The organism is Rhizobium sp. Pop5, assembly GCF_024721175.1.
Lineage (GTDB): Bacteria > Pseudomonadota > Alphaproteobacteria > Rhizobiales > Rhizobiaceae > Rhizobium.
On sequence record NZ_CP099399.1, the window covers coordinates 2038656 to 2053197 of the forward strand.

Sequence of the window (14542 nt, forward strand, 5' to 3'; positions counted from 1 at the left end):
TTCGCGTCACGATACTACTCCCAGGCGAATGAGGGGATGCGGAAATCGAGGCCGAAATTACGGATGGCAGAATGCTTCCGCTTCCGCGCCGTCAGCGAAAACGGCTCCAATCTGCCTCTTGGGAGGCAATGAAAGGGATCTGGCCTCTCGACACCGCAATGTCCTTCAGCATGTGATCCGACAAGGCGCCAAGCCTATTTTCCGCCGACCGGCGATGCCTCCAGATCATGAGCACTCGCAGGACGGAAATCGGCAGCAGTAATGCTTTGCATATTCGAAGATTCAGCACGCCGGATGGGAAATTCCCGTTCATCATATCCTCCAAGAAAAGGCGCGACTGACCGCGCGAAGCCAGAAGGGAACCAGCCGGCGCCCCGTTCGCCGGCTGGTTCCCGCCGCTGACACACGTCGCGATCGCAAAACGCCGCATGCCTTTGCGCGCCTCCTTAGCGATCTGCCGAGTGAGGGCCGATGAGGGTCGTGACCTCGGTGACGCGGTCCGCGGGAAAGCCACCCTTTTCCGCGTGCCGATAGACCGCTTCTGCGCTTTCGGCCTCGTGGATGCAGTACATCTTGTCCCCGGTCACATAGCTGGTGATCCAGCTATAGGGTTCGCCGAGGGCGGCCACCACGGCGTTGGATTTCGCCGAGATTTCCCGCAGGGTTTCCTTGTCCATGTCCCCGAGACCCGGAATATTTCGTTCGACGACGAATTGCGGCATTGTTTCATCCTTCTCTGATGCTGGAGTGGCTCGGTCAGCCGTGCGCATGCCGGCAGCTGACGTCGGGATTCATGTCGGCAAAGGGTCCTTTCGGATTGTCCTTCCATGCCCAGACATGCAGCTCGTAGAAGGCCGGAAGCCCGTAGCGGTTCGGTGCGTTCGTGAAACTGAACAGCTGACCGCCGAGATTGGCGGGACCTTTCGTCGTGATGTATTCGACGGCAACGAGCTTCATCTTGCCGTGTTCGTCAGGCTCGTACATCACGGCCTCCGGCTTGGAGAGATCAATGGCCTCGTCCTTGATGAGGTCGGCGTTGACGTAGTGGATGCCCATCGCGCCTCCGTCTATGCCGCTGGTGCACGGGATCGGCGAATAGCCTTCCCTGGCGGCCTGGTTGACGTCCCGGAAGCGTGCATTGGCCTCCCGGACCTGTTCCGGCAAACCGGTGCCGCCGCCGAGCGCCACCGCCGGAAAAGCTGCCATCATGAGAAGCGCCGCGATCGGCGCTTTTGTCGCTTTCATGAAGATTGTCCTCCAATTTCTGGTTGTCCAGACCGATGCAATCCGGCCGGCAATGCGTTGTAGAAAATCCGCACGATGAAACATCTCCCGCATGGGGGATGAAATCTGACACAAATGCCGGGAATGACGGCGCCTATGCCCGCGACGGTTGACCGCGCCGGCCAGGCTGATGCAGGATCGCCGCCATGGAACAGCAACTGTCGGAAATCATCGGATCTATTTATGATTGCGTGGCCCGGGAGGATGCCTGGCCGAATGCTCTGCGTCTGATCAACAGGCAGGTGAACGGTTTTCTCACGACGCTTGCCGTCTTCGACACCACGACCCGTTCCGCGCGGCTGGCTCAGATCGCCTGCGACGACGCGGAAGCGGTCCGCGCTCTCGTCGCGCATGCGAAGGACGTCCCGTTCTTCCACCTCCTCCACCGAATGGAGATCGATCAGCCGGATACGCTGGAGCGGATGTTTTCCCTCTACGGGGCCGATGGCGAAACCGTCTGGAAGAGCGGCGCGCTATACCAGAACTTTCATGCCAGATACGGGGTATTGAATTCGATCGACATGGCCGTGCTGAAGCGCCCCACCCGCGTCGGAACCATCAATATTTCGGTGCAATACGAACCGAGCGAACGGCGCGTTTTCGACATCGTCGGGCTGCTCGGCCCGCATATCCGCCGTGCCGTGACGATCCACGACATGTTCGAAATGGAGCGTGCAGAAGCCGCGGTCCTCCGGGAAGTCATCGACGCTCTCGAGCATGCGGTCTTCATCGTCGCCGAAGACATGACGATCCTCTTCGCCAACGATGCCGCCGAAGCACGGCTGCGCGAGCAGGAGGTGGTCCACGCGCTTTCCGGTAGGCTCGCCACTCGCTATGCCTATGCGGGCGCCGCCCTTTCCAACGCCGTGGCGCTTGGCGCGCGCGACGAAATCAGCCTCGCGGCCGCTGGCATCGACGTTCCCCTTGCTTCAGCCGAGCGGCCGGCCGTCGCCCACGTTCTGCCTCTGCAGCGGCGCGCCGAAAAAGGACGCTTCGAAAGCCGGGCAGCCGCGGCGATCTTCCTCGCCGCGGCTGGAACGGTGATCCAATCAGCCGTCGAAGCCATCGCCGCGCTGTTTGCCCTGACGCCTGCCGAACGGCGCGTCGTCGGCTATGTCTCCGAAGGCATGACGCGATCCGAGATTGCAAATGCGCAGGGTGTCGCCGACGGCACCGTGAAATCCCAGCTCGCCGCCATCTACGACAAGACGGGAGCAGAGGACCAGCGCAGCCTGCAGCAGTTGGTCCGCGACCTGAGCCCACCCGTCAGGCGCCCGTAACCTCCAGTCGCTCACATCCTGACCGTCATTCCGCCGTCGACGGTCAGCACGTGGCCGTTGACGAAAGAGGCCGCACGGCTTGCGAGAAACAGCGCCGCGCCGGCGATCTCGTCAGGGCGTCCCCAGCGCTGAACCGGAATGCGCTGGCGCACGAAGGGCATCAGTTCCTCGTTCTCAGCCATCGCAGCGTTCGTCTCGGTGGCGAACCAGCCGGGCGCAATCGCGTTGCTGGTGATGCCATGCGGGCCGAATTCGACCGCCATGCCCCGCATCAGGCCGGTCAGCCCCTGCTTGGCCGCCGGATAGACGCAGTCACCGGGCATTGCGACTTGGCCGCTGATTGAGGTCACCGCAATCAGACGGCCGTAATTGCGCCGCTTCATCAGCACGGCCGCGTCGCGCGAAAGCGTCATCGCGGCGGCGAGATCGGTGCGCAGCAACTCGATGATGGCATCGTCGTCGAATTCGGCCAGCGGCCGCCTGTCGCGGACGCCGACATTGTTGATCAAAATATCCAGGCGACCATGACGCCTTTCGATATCGGCCATGACAGCACGCTGGGCCTCGCGATCGGCGACGTCGAACACCGCAGCCTCGGCCGTACCGCCTGCGGCGCGAATGGTCCTTACGGCATCCTCCAGCGTTGCGGCCGTGCGTCCGCTCACGACGACATGCGCGCCGGCTTCTGCCAGGGCGCGTGCCATCTCGAAGCCCAGACCACGACCGCCGCCGGTCACCAGCGCCACCTGATCCGCTAGGGAAAATCTGTCCAATATGCTCATGGTCATCGCTCTCAACCGGGTCTGACTCGACAATTAATGGACTCAGTCAACTAATTTGACAAGTGCGCAACCGCAGTCGGTAAACACCAGTTCCCTGCTTCGAGCATCACTTCTTTCAAAAGACCCACTCCTTCATTCCTGTGCTTGTCACAGGAATCCTGTGTATTGGAACTGTGGTAGAAGGGTTGCGGGCGGAAAGCCGTCGGAATCCTGGTCGTGAGAGACCGTTTGCTGGCTCTTGGTCCTCCGCCCGCTTTCGATATCCCAACCTGAACAGTTGATAGAGGCCGTTGCCGCGGACCTCGTAGCACAGGATGAGGCTTGCCATGGTACACCCTGTTTTCATCGGATGCGACGTCTCCAAGGCGCATCTGGATCTTTTCGACGCTCAGACGCAGAAGCATATCCGCATCGACAACACGCCTGTTTCCATTGCTGGCTGGCTTGCAACCCTGGAGGGACGCGATGTCACTGTCGTTCTGGAGGCGACCGGACGTTACGACAGACTGCTGTGCGTCGCGCTGGAAGAAGCCCAGCGGCCCTATTGCCGGGTCAATCCGGCCAGAGCCCGCGACTTTGCCAAGGCGCTCGGCCTTCTGGCCAAGACCGATGCGATCGATGCACGGCTGCTGGCGCATATGGGGCAAACGCTCTCTCCGCCGGTCAACGTGCCGCCCGATCCGTTGCACCGGCATCTGGCCGACCTGCATGGCCGGCGCGATCAGCTGGTGGCCATGCGCCAGCAGGAACGCGTCCGCATTCACAATGCCGATCAAAGCCAGCATGCCAGCATCGAAAGCCATATCGCCTGGCTCGACGACGAGATCGCCCGCATCGAGAAAGCCTGCCATGAACACGTGCGGGCAGATCAGGACATGAGCGAGCGGAATAAAAGGCTTCGCTCCATACCAGGCATCGGACCGGTGACGGCCTTCACACTGCTTGCCCATATGCCGGAACTCGGTGGCCGCTCGCCGAAAGCCATGGCCGCACTTGCCGGCCTTGCGCCCTTCAATGCCGACAGCGGCACCTTGCGTGGCCAGCGTCATATCCGTGGCGGGCGAAAGCGCGTGCGCGACGCGCTCTACATGGCCGCGCTCGTCGCCTACAGGATGAAGTCGCCTTTCGCCAGGACGGCCCAAACGATGATGGCAAAGGGTAAACCCCTCAAGGTCATCTTCATCGCCATCGCCCGCAAAATCCTCGTCACAGCAAACGCTTTGCTCAGGGACAAGACGATGTTTCAGACGACCTGACAATACAGTTGCCAGCCACGGCGCGTCCGCGCCGTGAATGATTCTTTCCCAAGCAAGGTGTCTCTCGCGCCCAAGGACCTGGGCGCACTGGATTCCTGTGACGAGCACAGGAATGAGGAGGAAAGGTTAGGCGCCTCTGATCAACCGTATATACCGTAGGGGACAGCCTTCCAGCCGGCGCAAGACGGGGCGGCAATCCCCCGGCGCATTCCATCCCTACTCCAGCAACCCCGCAAGCCAGCGCGCATCGAGGTGCCGTTCCAATTCCCGAGCGATCTCGTCGAGCGCCTGTTCGACGCTCTCGCGGTAATTCCTCTGCTCGCCCGACAGCCCGAAGCTTTGCAGCAACCGGGCGCGATAGGCGTCGCTGCCGAAGAGACCGTGCAGGTAGGTGCCCATGATCCGGCCGTCCGCCGACACCGCCCCGTCGGGCGCGCCGTCAACGATCGCCGAAGGCCTGACGCAATCAAGGCCGCGGGTGATGCCGAGATGGATCTGGTAGCCGATAAGCGGCGCGTCGTATTCAGTCGAGCGTGCTTGGCTGTTGCGCACGGTCTTCTCAGGCGCCATCTCGGTTTCGACGTCGAGAAGCCCAAGCCCCGGCGTCTCCAAGGTGCCGCCCTCTATGCCGAGCGGGTCATGGACCATACGGCCGAGCATCTGGTAGCCACCGCAGATGCCGATCACCCGGCCGCCGCGCCTGACATGCATATGAAGATCGCGGTCCCAGCCCTCCGCCCTGAAGTCGGCGAGATCCGATATCGTCGATTTCGAGCCGGGAAGGACGACGAGGCCCGCATCGGCGGGCAGCCGCTCGCCCGATCGCACGAAGACCAGCTCGACATCCGGCTCGGCCCGCAACGGATCGAGATCGTCGAAATTGGCGATGCGCGGCAGCACCGGCACGGCGATCTTCAGCGCGCCGGCCCCGCCCCTGGCCAGCCGTTCGAGCACGACCGAATCCTCGGCCGGCAGCCGCGCGGCACCCGATAGCCAGGGCACGACCCCGAAGCACGGCCAGCCGGTGAAGCCTTCGACGGCGCGGATGCCGTCGTCAAACAGCGAAACATCGCCGCGGAACTTGTTGATGATATAGCCCGAAATCATCGCCCGATCCTCCTCGCCGAGGATCGCATGCGTGCCGACCAGCGAAGCGATAACGCCGCCGCGGTCGATATCGCCGACGAGCACGACCGGCACGCCGGCACGCGTCGCAAAGCCCATATTGGCGATATCGCCGGCTCTCAGATTGATTTCGGCCGGCGATCCGGCGCCCTCGACGATAACGAGATCGGCGCCGTCGGCCACTTTTTCGAAGCTTTCGAGCACCGCGCCGATCAATTCGGGTTTCAGCCGCTGATAATCCCGCCCCTTGGCCTGGCCGAACACCCTGCCCTGCACGACGATCTGACTGCCGTTTTCCGACTGTGGCTTGAGCAGCACCGGGTTCATGTGCACCGAGGATGGCGCGCGCGCCGCCAGCGACTGCAGCCACTGTGCCCGGCCGATCTCGCCGCCGTCGTCGGCGACCGCGGCATTGTTCGACATGTTCTGCGGCTTGAACGGTCGCACCTTGAGCCCGCGATTGGCCGCCAGCCGGCAGAGGCCCGCCACCAGCACCGTCTTGCCGACATCCGAGCCGGTTCCCTGCAGCATGATCGCTTTTGCCATGAGCGGCCGCCTTTCCCTGGAGCATCGTGCTTCCGAAAATCAGTTCCGATTTTCGGATCGATGCGCTGGCCCGAGGCCTACAATGGGCGTCAATACCGGGTCAAGTTCCTGTTGGAAACGCGAAAACCGCGCATGGCCTTGGCTCTGCGCGGTTTGCCGAAAACTCAGGCGTCTTCGCCCTCAACACGGCGAAGCTCGCTTTCTCCGGTACGCACTACCTGAACCGGAGAAGCAACGGTCGTTCCCGCTGCGACCCCACTGATAACGGCACATTCTTACCGGATCGTTAGTGAAGCCTTGCGCAAATGTTAATTTCGGCATTTTTTGATATATCCCGCGAAATTTCTGCCGAAGGCCCGCCTGATATCGCGAGCAACGTGCATCTCCGCCGGTGGCTGCGTCATCGGTCACACTGACATAAATTATTCGAATTCAATAATTTAGAGACGCAACCAAGAGCAGAAGATGGTTGATTTCTCCGGGCGAACGGGTAGGCTCTCCGGAAAATGCGCCATTGCTGAACATGGCCTGCGACGGACTGCCGGAACCGCATGGAATAACGAATTTCGAGACCCGGCTGCACGTCCGACCTAAGAAGAAAAATTTGGGGATGACGATGAAGACGCTTCTGATTTCGGCCGTCTTTGCCGCGGCTCTTTGGACTGCAGCCGCGCCGGCCGAGGCCGACGACTGCGGCGAGGTTTCGATCGCCGAGATGAAATGGGCCTCGGCCGGCATTGCCGCGAACTTCGACAAGATCATCCTGGAAAAGGGCTATGGCTGCTCGGTCACCATCGTCGACGGAGACACGCTTCCGACCTTCGCCTCGATGAACGAGAAAGGCACCCCCGACATTGCCTCGGAATACTGGATCAATTCCGTCAGGGCGCTGCTCGATCAGGCTGTCAAAACCGGCCGGCTGGAGCAGGGCGCCGAGATCCTTGCCGACGGCGCCATCGAAGGATGGTGGATTCCGAAATTCATCGCTGACGCCAATCCCGACATCCGCTCCGTCGAACATGCGCTGAAGCATCCCGAACTCTTCCCCGCCGAAGACGACCCATCGAAGGGCGCTGTCTACAATTGCCCGGCCGATTGGAGCTGCCAGATTTCCACTGCCAATCTGTTCAAGGCGCTTGGAGGCGAAAGGAACGGCTTCGAGCTGGTCGATACCGGCAGCCCGAAAGGGCTCGATGCGTCGATCGCCCGCGCCTTCGAAAACAAGGTCGGCTGGCTCGGCTATTACTGGGCGCCGACTGCCATCCTCGGCAAATACGACATGACGCGGCTGAGCTTCGGCGTCGCCCACGACAAGGCCGAATGGGACCGCTGCACCGCCGTTGCCGGCTGCCTCAGGCCGGAGGTCAACTCTTACCCGGTCTCGCGCGCCTTCACGCTGATGACCAGGTCCTTTGCCAGCCGCGACGACCCTGTCACCACCTATCTCAGAACCCGCAAATGGGACAACGCGACGATCAACGAGGTGCTCGCCTGGCAGGACGAAAATCGCGAAAGCAACGCGGATGCCGCGATGCATTTCCTGCGCAATTACGAGAGCCTGTGGACGAAATGGGTGCCGGCCGATGTAGCCGAGAAGGTGAAGGCGAGCTTATAACGGCGGGAACGATCAACGACCGGGCGATTCGAGATGACTGGCAACATTCCCTTTCCCGACCGCGATACCGTCGCGGAAAAGCTCGCCGCGCTGTCGGATGCCGACAAGTCCTATCTGATGCTGCTCATGGAGAACGTCGCCCAGGACGACAATCTGCTCGACGGCCTGCGCCGCCACCTCGATCTTGCCGTCGAATCGCGCTTCCTGAACTCGCTGAAACTTGAAAATCTTGGAATGTGGCTCGGGACCGAGGCGCCGGACCGGCTGCAGATCCGGCTGATGGAAACCGCCCGCTCCAGCCAGCATCCCGCATACCAAGCCTTCCGGACCGGCCTCAGCCGATCCGGCGGCCTCGAAAAAGCATATCCCCCGGCCACTCGATAGAGTGGTCCGCCCCCTCGTCATCAGATAGGAAGATTCGGCTCAGCCCGGCAAACCTGGCACCCGCTCACTTCTTAGCGGCGTGGCCCACCGTGCGACCGGCATCCTGGGTGGCGTTGACGGCGTTCGCCGTATCCTTTCCCATGCCGCGGATCGTGTTGCCGCAGGAAGAAAGAGCAAGAAGAACCATGAAGGCTGCGGCAATTTTGGCCGTTGTCGACATTTCGAATATCCTTGTTTGAAATCAACCCCGAACGACAGTCATGCCGTCCGCGTCCATAACGCACAAGGGAACAAAAAGTTCAGCGGTTCAAATACATCCTCAGGCAGCGACCGCCTTTGCCCGCTCGGCAAAGGCGCCTCGAATGCTGTCGGCCACCGTCTCGATCGGTCCCGACATCTGCGAGGCGGTCAGCAGGCGGATATCGAAGGAGCCGAGCTCCGGCAGCCCTTCCTGCAGGCCGAGGATCGCCATGTCCTCGCTGACATAGGAGAGCGGCAGCGGCGCGATGGCGAGATCGGAAAGCACGGCGGCGCGCTGCGCCATCGTGTGTCCGCTGAGATAGGCGACGCGATAAGGCCGCTTGTTGCGTTCGAGCTGCGACAGCGCCTCCTGGCGCCAGATGCAGCCGTCTTCCCAGATCGAGATCGGCAACGGGTCACGGCGGTGTGCCGATCCGCATCGCGCACCGGCCCAGACCAGCCGCTCGCGGAACACCACCTCGCCGCCGGTCGGGAACGGCCGCGTCGCGCAGTTGATCAGCGCCAGGTCGAGCCGCTGCTCCTCCATGCGCTTCTTCAACCCGACGCTCATGTCGATCGTCACGTCGACCATGATGCCGGGATAGCTTTCGGCAAAGCTCTTCAGGATTCTCGGCAGCAGCCGCTCGCCGATATCCTCCGGCGCGCCGAGCCGGACGACGCCGGTCAGTTCGGGCATGATGAAGCGCGACACCGCCTCATTCGACAGCGCCAGGATATTGCGGGCATAGGAGAGCAGCATCTCGCCGTGGCGCGTCAGCGTCACCGAGCGGGCGTCGCGCAAGAACAGCGTCGCGCCGAGCTGCTCCTCGAGCTTCTTGATCTGCATGGAAACCGCCGACGGCGTGCGGAAGACCGCTTCGGCGGCGGTGGAAAAATTGCCTGTCTCGGCGATGGCGACGAAGGTGCGCAGCACATCGTTGTCAAGCAAAGGAATGGGACGGCGAAAGGGAAGGCTCATCGTCGCATCTTTCAATTTTTCTGATTTATAACGGATATCATTTTGTTTAGCTGAATGTCAATGAACGCGCCTCACAGCTTCGATCATCCGTACTAACCTCATTGAGCCGTCAACCGGGGCTTCAAATCACGGTAGTAGCTGCGGGCAAACCTGTTGCTAATTACTCGTTATCTGTCTTAGTAGCAGCTCGAAGACAATGTTACCTCCACGCCCCAATAGCTGCGGTTCCGATGAATATTATCAAATTGTTCGCGTCTGTCGGCGTTTTCATCTTAGTCTTCTGCGCCCACGCATCTTCTGCTGAGATCAACGGCATCGAAACATCTGTTCTAACAGGTAGTTGCGACACCTTGATTGTGGGCGATGAGAATTTCACAAGTTCATGCGCAGAAAGCCTATCCATTACTTCCTATCGCAGTGGTAGGCGTGGTTTCTATTTTTACACAACTGATGAAAGAGTCTTCGCATTTTCCGGCATTCATCATGCCACGCCCCTCGGAAGCGTGTATCTGACTAACATCGATATATTGGTCTCTAATCTCAAACCCCGGGCGGATACAGCAAGCCTGTCGCATGCCAACGGCTACTGCACTTACGAAGATTTCCGAAGCCGCCATCCCGTCAGCATAAAATGCTCGGGGAAAACAGAGGATGGCCGCACATTCACCGGGTCGTTTAGGTCGGACGGCATTCCGCCGGATTAGAGGCATGACAAATAGATACCTTGAATCATTTCCTCCCTCTCGAAGATTCAATTTTCCTGATTCATAACCCAATATCATTTCATTTGATTGAACATCGAGCACGCCGCATAGTTTCCCAGTCGGAAACAGCAAAGGAGGCTCGATATGACGCACCCAAGCACCTGGAATATCCTACAGGCCTTTTCCGCATTCAAGTCGCGGAGGCGCAGGAACGCGAACCATGAACATGCGCTGCGGGAATTGAAGCGATTCCCGTCGCACCTGATAGCGGATTGTCAGCATGAAATGGAACCGCCGCTTCTGAACACGCTCACTCGGCCGAAGCGGGCTCTGAGGATCGTGGAATCGCCGAGCCGCGCGTAAGGCGCGGCCCCGCCGTCACCTGAGATCGCCGGGTTACCAAATGGCAGAGACGGCACCTGCTGCCAGTCTCGTCGAACTACCAAACGCCCTGATCACATCCCGCCCAGTAGCTTGAACGCGATGATCCACATGGTGAAAGCCACCAGCGTTTCCAGCATGCGCCAGGATGAAGGTCTCGAGAAGATCGGCCGCAGCCGTTTCGCGCCATAACCGAGGGCAAAGAAGAACAGGAAGGAACCTGTCACCGCCCCTGCCGCAAAGGAAGCCTGCTGTCCGGGATAGCGCGTCGAAATCGTGCCGAGCAAGACCACCGTATCGAGATAGACATGCGGATTGAGCCAAGTGAGCGCGAGGCAGGTCGCAAGCGTCTGGCGAAAGCTCGCCGTTTTGGTTTCCGCCACCGAAAGGGCGGCGGATGACCGCAAGGCGGAATAGAGGCTCTTGGCTCCATACCAGGCCAGAAACGCAGCTCCCCCATAGCGCATGACCGGATCCAGCCAGGGCAGCAGCTTGGCGATCTGCTGCAGGCTGGTCACGCCGAGCAGGATCAGCGCCGCATCGGAGAGCGCGCAGGCCAGACAGACCGCGAAGATGTGTTCGTTGCGCAAGCCCTGGCGAAGAATGAAGGCATTCTGCGCGCCGATCGCGACAATCAGGCTGAGGCCCATCATCAGGCCGGTGGCATAGATCGAAAAACTCATCGTTGCGGCGAACGCCCTCTCACTTCTGGAGTGATTGCCATATCGCCGCCGCGTGAATTAGACTAATTAATCCAGCTTACCCGAATTAAGCGAAACTAATCATGCTCGACTATCCAGCCCTGCGCGCCGTCGCGACCGTTGTCCAGACGGGGAGCTTCGAACGCGCCGCGACCGTCCTGAACGTGACACCTTCCGCCGTTTCGCAGCGCGTCAAGCAGCTGGAAGAGCGCCTCGGCGTCGTCCTCATCGTCAGAGGCAGCCCCTGCACACCAACCGAAAAGGGAGACTGGCTCTGCCGCCATATCGAGAATGTCGGCATGCTCGAAGCCGAACTGCTCGGGGAACTGCCGGCCCTCGTCGATCCCGACGAGCCGCGCCAAAGGGTCACGCTGCAGATCGCAACCAACGCCGACAGCCTCGGGACATGGTTCGTGGAGGCCATGGCGAATTTCGCCAGGAGTTCTTCCTATCTCCTGAATGTCGCCGTCGACGACCAAGACCATACGGCCGAATGGCTCCAGCGCGGGCGGGTGATCGCCGCCGTCACCAGCCTGGAAAAGCCGATCCGGGGATGCCGGCGCTTCGCGCTCGGCACCCTGCGCTACCACGCCACGGCAACCCGCGAATTCGTCGCATGCCATTTTCCGCAAGGCGTGACGGCAGAAGCGATCCGCAACGCTCCCGCCCTCACCTTCAATCAGAAGGACAGGCTGCAGAGCGACTGGATACGCCGGACCTTCGGACGCGATCTCGATTATCCCACCCACTGGCTGCCGTCGCCGCAGAGCTTCGTCGAGGCGAGCCTTTCGGGCATGTGCTGGGGAATGAACCCGATCCAGCTGACCCGCGAGCATCTCGCCTCCGGACGCCTGGTCGAACTGGTGCCCGACACGCCGCTCGACGTGCCCCTCTACTGGCAGATAAACCGCCTCGCCGCCGACCGCCTGGCCGACCTGACACACGAAGTCGTCACGGTGGCCAAGCGTCGTCTATCGGCTCCTACGCTATAGCCGTAATCTCCAGTTCCTGGCCGCCCGTCTCCACCACGTCGCCGACGGCCTTGCCCATCAGCAGCCGCGCCACCGGGGAAACGTAGGAAATCGATCCGGCCCTGGGATCGGCTTCGTCCTCCCCGACGATGCGATAGGTCTGCACGCGCCCGTCGTCGCGGCGGAAGGTCACCGTGTTGCCGAAGGCAACGACATCCGCTGAAGCGGGCTCCGGCATGAGCTGGGCGGTGCCCAGCCTTGCCTGGAGGTAGCGCAGGTCGCGCAAGGGACCGGCCGCCTGCCGGCGCCGCTCGTTCACGTCTTCGATGATGTTTGCCGCATCATAGGCCTCGCGCGCCTCGCGGAACTGCAGCTCCAGGGCCTTCAACCCGGCTTCCGTGACGAGGTTCGGATGCGGTGAAACCGGCCGGTCCGGCAGCAAGGTTTCCGAAGCGGTTTCGAAACTCTCTTCCTTGGTGAAGGCGACAGCCAATCTTGGAACTCCATTTCAGGCGCTACGCGCTTATTCCGGACGGGCGATTGCCCGCGCTTGAAGCCATACATACACCGGCCGCGAACGAACCGCCAATCTTGCGGGATCGGCGGACGTTTACGACCGGCAGAAGGGCCGCCGGGAACGTCCTGCCGCACGTGGCGTTTACTCCATCCAGATGCACCGTAGCGCAGGAGGATCGAGTGCCCGGCCAGCAGCGAAGGAACGGCAACACAGTTGGACACCAAACATGCCCTCGTTCCTGACGGATGCCATGCCGCTGGAGCCGAGCTGGTGGGATATCGCCGCACGGATCGCGCTGACGGTGGTTGCCGGTGGCCTGATCGGCCTGGACCGCGAGCGCGGCGGACACTCGGCGGGCTTCAGAACGACGATCCTGGTGGCGCTTGCCGCCTGCCTGGCGATGATCCAGGCAAACATCCTTTTGTCTGTGTACGGAAAGACTCCCAATTTCTTCTCGCAGATGGACGTGCTGCGCTTTCCGCTCGGCGTTCTCACAGGCGTCGGCTTCATCGGCGGCGGCGCGCTCCTGAGGCGCGGCGACATGATGACCGGCGTCACGACGGCGGCGACCCTCTGGTTCATGACGGTCGTCGGCCTCTGCTTCGGCGGCGGACAGATCGTGACCGGCACGGTGGCGACGGTGGTTGCCTTTATCGTCCTGAAGCCGATGAAAAATCTGGATACATGGCTGCGCTGCGAGCGGAAGGCGACGCTCGTCGTCTACGGAACGAGTTCCGATATTCCCGATCTGTCGGATGTGCTGGAACCTCTTGAATGCAGCGCATTGCTGGTTTCGGTGGGGCCGACCGAAGATGGCCGCATCGGCGCGGCATTCGAATTGCGCTGGCTGGCGAAAGATCCGGACGCATCCGCCCGCGCGATCCTGGCCGCCGTATCCGAGGCGCGCGGGATCGCACATTTCTCCATGCATTCGACGAACACCTGAACCGAACGGCGCCTATTTCGAGGCGTGCTCGGGCTTGCCCTTTCTTTTGGTCGACGCGAATTCCTCGAGCTGCTTTTCGCTCATGGATTCGACCATCTGCTTCGAAGCGCCCTTGAGTTCGCTCTTGGGCGTCTCGCCGCGCTTGGCCGAAAGTGCGGCCCCTGCCGCCTTCTGCTGGGCTTTGGACTTGGCTGGCATGTCGATCTCCTTCCGATCGAAACAACGCGCCCTCAAAGATTCCGAAGTTCATGTGGCTTGTGCGCCGCCCGCTTTCCCGACTTGTCGCTCTCGACGATATATTGCGGCTCCGCCGCCGACGCCTTCACCTTGTGCCTCTTGATTTTCGTTTCGCTGGTCTGCTTCCAGACCACCCTGCCCTCGGTCTTTCCCTGGCTGGTATCCCAGCTCACATGGTCGCCCGGCTTCAATTGCCTGGACATCGGACCTCCCTGCGGCGAGGAGGCTGCGGCCTGAGCCGCAGCCGATCGCTCGTCAGTTTATGGTGGCCCACTGGCTGCGGACATCCCGCGCGTTCTTCGACAGGTGAACGTGAGCGTCGACATGATCGACCCAGTCGAGCGGGATCAGGTGATGCTTGCCGTCCTCGGCATCGGACTTCGTCAATTTGATACGGGTGGGGCCGTCGAGATGATCGACCGTCCCGACATGGGTGCCGTCGGCGGTCAGGACTTCCATATGTTCGCGAATCTGATCTGCGGAAATCATCGTTTCCTCCTTTGCATCACTGGCAGTTACCAGGCCGCAACGACGGGGAGCGAAGTTGGTTCCAAGGCCTTTCGCCACGCCCGGAATAATCCCGCAAGAAAGCCG

General features: G+C 61.3%; 20 protein-coding genes. 8 read left to right on the plus strand and 12 right to left on the minus strand.

Going from position 1 to position 14542, the window contains the following annotated elements; translation table 11 throughout:
• Positions 1 to 91 precede the first annotated feature (91 nt).
• Genes NE852_RS32725 through NE852_RS12285 form a run of 3 tightly spaced genes read right to left on the minus strand, consistent with a single transcriptional unit; the run spans position 92 to position 1245 of the window.
• Entirely contained in the window at positions 92 to 430 is a 339-nt protein-coding gene (locus NE852_RS32725) for a DUF1127 domain-containing protein (protein ID WP_008535245.1), read from the minus strand.
• 16 nt (positions 431 to 446) lie between these two features.
• The gene (locus tag NE852_RS12280) at positions 447 to 722 is read right to left on the minus strand and encodes a DUF4242 domain-containing protein (protein WP_008535243.1); all 276 of its coding nucleotides are present in this window, start codon (positions 720 to 722) and stop codon (positions 447 to 449) included.
• A 34-nt stretch (positions 723 to 756) separates the two neighbouring features.
• Positions 757 to 1245, minus strand: coding sequence for a hypothetical protein (locus NE852_RS12285; protein ID WP_008535242.1), 489 nt, complete (start codon positions 1243 to 1245; stop codon positions 757 to 759).
• 185 nt (positions 1246 to 1430) lie between these two features.
• Here NE852_RS12285 and NE852_RS12290 point away from each other — a divergent pair, with 185 nt between their 5' ends.
• Positions 1431 to 2564 carry a helix-turn-helix transcriptional regulator gene (locus tag NE852_RS12290; RefSeq protein ID WP_008535239.1) on the plus strand — a complete coding sequence of 378 codons (1134 nt, stop codon included), beginning with the start codon at positions 1431 to 1433 and terminating at the stop codon, positions 2562 to 2564.
• Positions 2565 to 2575: 11 nt separating this feature from the next.
• Here NE852_RS12290 and NE852_RS12295 read toward each other — a convergent pair whose 3' ends face one another.
• A complete protein-coding gene (locus NE852_RS12295; RefSeq protein WP_008535238.1) occupies positions 2576 to 3346 on the minus strand; it encodes an SDR family oxidoreductase in 771 nt (256 codons plus the stop codon).
• A gap of 326 nt (positions 3347 to 3672) precedes the next feature.
• On the opposite strand from NE852_RS12295, the gene NE852_RS12300 reads away from it, so the two are divergent.
• Positions 3673 to 4602 (plus strand): IS110 family transposase, encoded by a 930-nt coding sequence (locus NE852_RS12300; protein WP_008536825.1) that lies wholly within the window; start codon positions 3673 to 3675, stop codon positions 4600 to 4602.
• A gap of 216 nt (positions 4603 to 4818) precedes the next feature.
• On the opposite strand, the gene NE852_RS12305 is transcribed toward NE852_RS12300, so the two are convergent.
• Positions 4819 to 6273 (minus strand): cobyric acid synthase, encoded by a 1455-nt coding sequence (locus tag NE852_RS12305; RefSeq protein WP_008535226.1) that lies wholly within the window; start codon positions 6271 to 6273, stop codon positions 4819 to 4821.
• A 610-nt stretch (positions 6274 to 6883) separates the two neighbouring features.
• Between NE852_RS12305 and NE852_RS12310 the strand changes: the two genes are divergently transcribed.
• The gene (locus NE852_RS12310; protein WP_205621997.1) at positions 6884 to 7888 is read left to right on the plus strand and encodes a glycine betaine ABC transporter substrate-binding protein; all 1005 of its coding nucleotides are present in this window, start codon (positions 6884 to 6886) and stop codon (positions 7886 to 7888) included.
• 33 nt (positions 7889 to 7921) lie between these two features.
• On the plus strand, positions 7922 to 8272 hold the full coding sequence (locus NE852_RS12315; RefSeq protein ID WP_008535222.1) for a hypothetical protein: 351 nt from the start codon (positions 7922 to 7924) through the stop codon (positions 8270 to 8272).
• Between the two features lie 64 nt (positions 8273 to 8336).
• Here NE852_RS12315 and NE852_RS12320 read toward each other — a convergent pair whose 3' ends face one another.
• Positions 8337 to 8492, minus strand: coding sequence for an entericidin A/B family lipoprotein (locus NE852_RS12320; RefSeq protein ID WP_008535220.1), 156 nt, complete (start codon positions 8490 to 8492; stop codon positions 8337 to 8339).
• A 99-nt stretch (positions 8493 to 8591) separates the two neighbouring features.
• A complete protein-coding gene (locus tag NE852_RS12325; RefSeq protein ID WP_037175088.1) occupies positions 8592 to 9491 on the minus strand; it encodes a LysR family transcriptional regulator in 900 nt (299 codons plus the stop codon).
• A 230-nt stretch (positions 9492 to 9721) separates the two neighbouring features.
• Here NE852_RS12325 and NE852_RS12330 point away from each other — a divergent pair, with 230 nt between their 5' ends.
• Together NE852_RS12330 and NE852_RS32625 are read left to right on the plus strand one after the other, a co-directional pair.
• Positions 9722 to 10195, plus strand: a complete 474-nt coding sequence (locus NE852_RS12330) for a hypothetical protein (RefSeq protein WP_128623662.1) — start codon at positions 9722 to 9724, stop codon at positions 10193 to 10195.
• A gap of 144 nt (positions 10196 to 10339) precedes the next feature.
• Entirely contained in the window at positions 10340 to 10558 is a 219-nt protein-coding gene (locus NE852_RS32625) for a hypothetical protein (RefSeq protein ID WP_008535212.1), read from the plus strand.
• 92 nt (positions 10559 to 10650) lie between these two features.
• Here NE852_RS32625 and NE852_RS12335 read toward each other — a convergent pair whose 3' ends face one another.
• Positions 10651 to 11259 carry a LysE/ArgO family amino acid transporter gene (locus NE852_RS12335; RefSeq protein ID WP_008535209.1) on the minus strand — a complete coding sequence of 203 codons (609 nt, stop codon included), beginning with the start codon at positions 11257 to 11259 and terminating at the stop codon, positions 10651 to 10653.
• Between the two features lie 101 nt (positions 11260 to 11360).
• Between NE852_RS12335 and NE852_RS12340 the strand changes: the two genes are divergently transcribed.
• On the plus strand, positions 11361 to 12269 hold the full coding sequence (locus NE852_RS12340) for a LysR family transcriptional regulator ArgP (RefSeq protein ID WP_008535208.1): 909 nt from the start codon (positions 11361 to 11363) through the stop codon (positions 12267 to 12269).
• Here the strand turns inward: NE852_RS12340 and greA are convergent.
• Positions 12259 to 12741, minus strand: coding sequence for a transcription elongation factor GreA (gene greA / locus NE852_RS12345; protein ID WP_008535206.1), 483 nt, complete (start codon positions 12739 to 12741; stop codon positions 12259 to 12261). The two genes, NE852_RS12340 and greA, sit on opposite strands and share 11 nt — an antisense overlap.
• Before the next feature lie 250 nt (positions 12742 to 12991).
• On the opposite strand from greA, the gene NE852_RS12350 reads away from it, so the two are divergent.
• Positions 12992 to 13711: an MgtC/SapB family protein gene (locus tag NE852_RS12350; RefSeq protein WP_008535205.1), complete on the plus strand. Its 720-nt coding sequence runs from the start codon at positions 12992 to 12994 to the stop codon at positions 13709 to 13711.
• A gap of 12 nt (positions 13712 to 13723) precedes the next feature.
• Here NE852_RS12350 and NE852_RS12355 read toward each other — a convergent pair whose 3' ends face one another.
• From NE852_RS12355 to NE852_RS12365, 3 genes are read right to left on the minus strand one after another with little or no spacing between them, the layout of a single operon-like run.
• A complete protein-coding gene (locus NE852_RS12355; RefSeq protein WP_008535204.1) occupies positions 13724 to 13909 on the minus strand; it encodes a DUF3008 family protein in 186 nt (61 codons plus the stop codon).
• A gap of 32 nt (positions 13910 to 13941) precedes the next feature.
• Positions 13942 to 14151: a DUF2945 domain-containing protein gene (locus tag NE852_RS12360; protein WP_008535203.1), complete on the minus strand. Its 210-nt coding sequence runs from the start codon at positions 14149 to 14151 to the stop codon at positions 13942 to 13944.
• 52 nt (positions 14152 to 14203) lie between these two features.
• Positions 14204 to 14437 carry a DUF2171 domain-containing protein gene (locus NE852_RS12365; RefSeq protein ID WP_008535202.1) on the minus strand — a complete coding sequence of 78 codons (234 nt, stop codon included), beginning with the start codon at positions 14435 to 14437 and terminating at the stop codon, positions 14204 to 14206.
• Positions 14438 to 14542 lie beyond the last annotated feature (105 nt).

Bases quoted from the DNA above. Each gene is read 5' to 3' on its own strand.
- NE852_RS12325 (WP_037175088.1), bottom strand. From the start codon at position 9,491: ATGAGCCTTCCCTTTCGCCGTCCCATTCCTTTGCTTGACAACGATGTG.
- NE852_RS12300 (WP_008536825.1), top strand. From the start codon at position 3,673: ATGGTACACCCTGTTTTCATCGGATGCGACGTCTCCAAGGCGCATCTG.
- NE852_RS12335 (WP_008535209.1), bottom strand. From the start codon at position 11,259: ATGAGTTTTTCGATCTATGCCACCGGCCTGATGATGGGCCTCAGCCTG.
- NE852_RS12360 (WP_008535203.1), bottom strand. From the start codon at position 14,151: ATGTCCAGGCAATTGAAGCCGGGCGACCATGTGAGCTGGGATACCAGC.
- NE852_RS12365 (WP_008535202.1), bottom strand. From the start codon at position 14,437: ATGATTTCCGCAGATCAGATTCGCGAACATATGGAAGTCCTGACCGCC.
- NE852_RS12350 (WP_008535205.1), top strand. From the start codon at position 12,992: ATGCCCTCGTTCCTGACGGATGCCATGCCGCTGGAGCCGAGCTGGTGG.
- NE852_RS12330 (WP_128623662.1), top strand. From the start codon at position 9,722: ATGAATATTATCAAATTGTTCGCGTCTGTCGGCGTTTTCATCTTAGTC.
- NE852_RS32625 (WP_008535212.1), top strand. From the start codon at position 10,340: ATGACGCACCCAAGCACCTGGAATATCCTACAGGCCTTTTCCGCATTC.
- NE852_RS32725 (WP_008535245.1), bottom strand. From the start codon at position 430: ATGCGGCGTTTTGCGATCGCGACGTGTGTCAGCGGCGGGAACCAGCCG.
- NE852_RS12305 (WP_008535226.1), bottom strand. From the start codon at position 6,273: ATGGCAAAAGCGATCATGCTGCAGGGAACCGGCTCGGATGTCGGCAAG.
- NE852_RS12355 (WP_008535204.1), bottom strand. From the start codon at position 13,909: ATGCCAGCCAAGTCCAAAGCCCAGCAGAAGGCGGCAGGGGCCGCACTT.
- NE852_RS12340 (WP_008535208.1), top strand. From the start codon at position 11,361: ATGCTCGACTATCCAGCCCTGCGCGCCGTCGCGACCGTTGTCCAGACG.
- NE852_RS12310 (WP_205621997.1), top strand. From the start codon at position 6,884: ATGACGATGAAGACGCTTCTGATTTCGGCCGTCTTTGCCGCGGCTCTT.
- NE852_RS12285 (WP_008535242.1), bottom strand. From the start codon at position 1,245: ATGAAAGCGACAAAAGCGCCGATCGCGGCGCTTCTCATGATGGCAGCT.
- NE852_RS12320 (WP_008535220.1), bottom strand. From the start codon at position 8,492: ATGTCGACAACGGCCAAAATTGCCGCAGCCTTCATGGTTCTTCTTGCT.
- NE852_RS12290 (WP_008535239.1), top strand. From the start codon at position 1,431: ATGGAACAGCAACTGTCGGAAATCATCGGATCTATTTATGATTGCGTG.
- NE852_RS12280 (WP_008535243.1), bottom strand. From the start codon at position 722: ATGCCGCAATTCGTCGTCGAACGAAATATTCCGGGTCTCGGGGACATG.
- NE852_RS12295 (WP_008535238.1), bottom strand. From the start codon at position 3,346: ATGAGCATATTGGACAGATTTTCCCTAGCGGATCAGGTGGCGCTGGTG.
- NE852_RS12315 (WP_008535222.1), top strand. From the start codon at position 7,922: ATGACTGGCAACATTCCCTTTCCCGACCGCGATACCGTCGCGGAAAAG.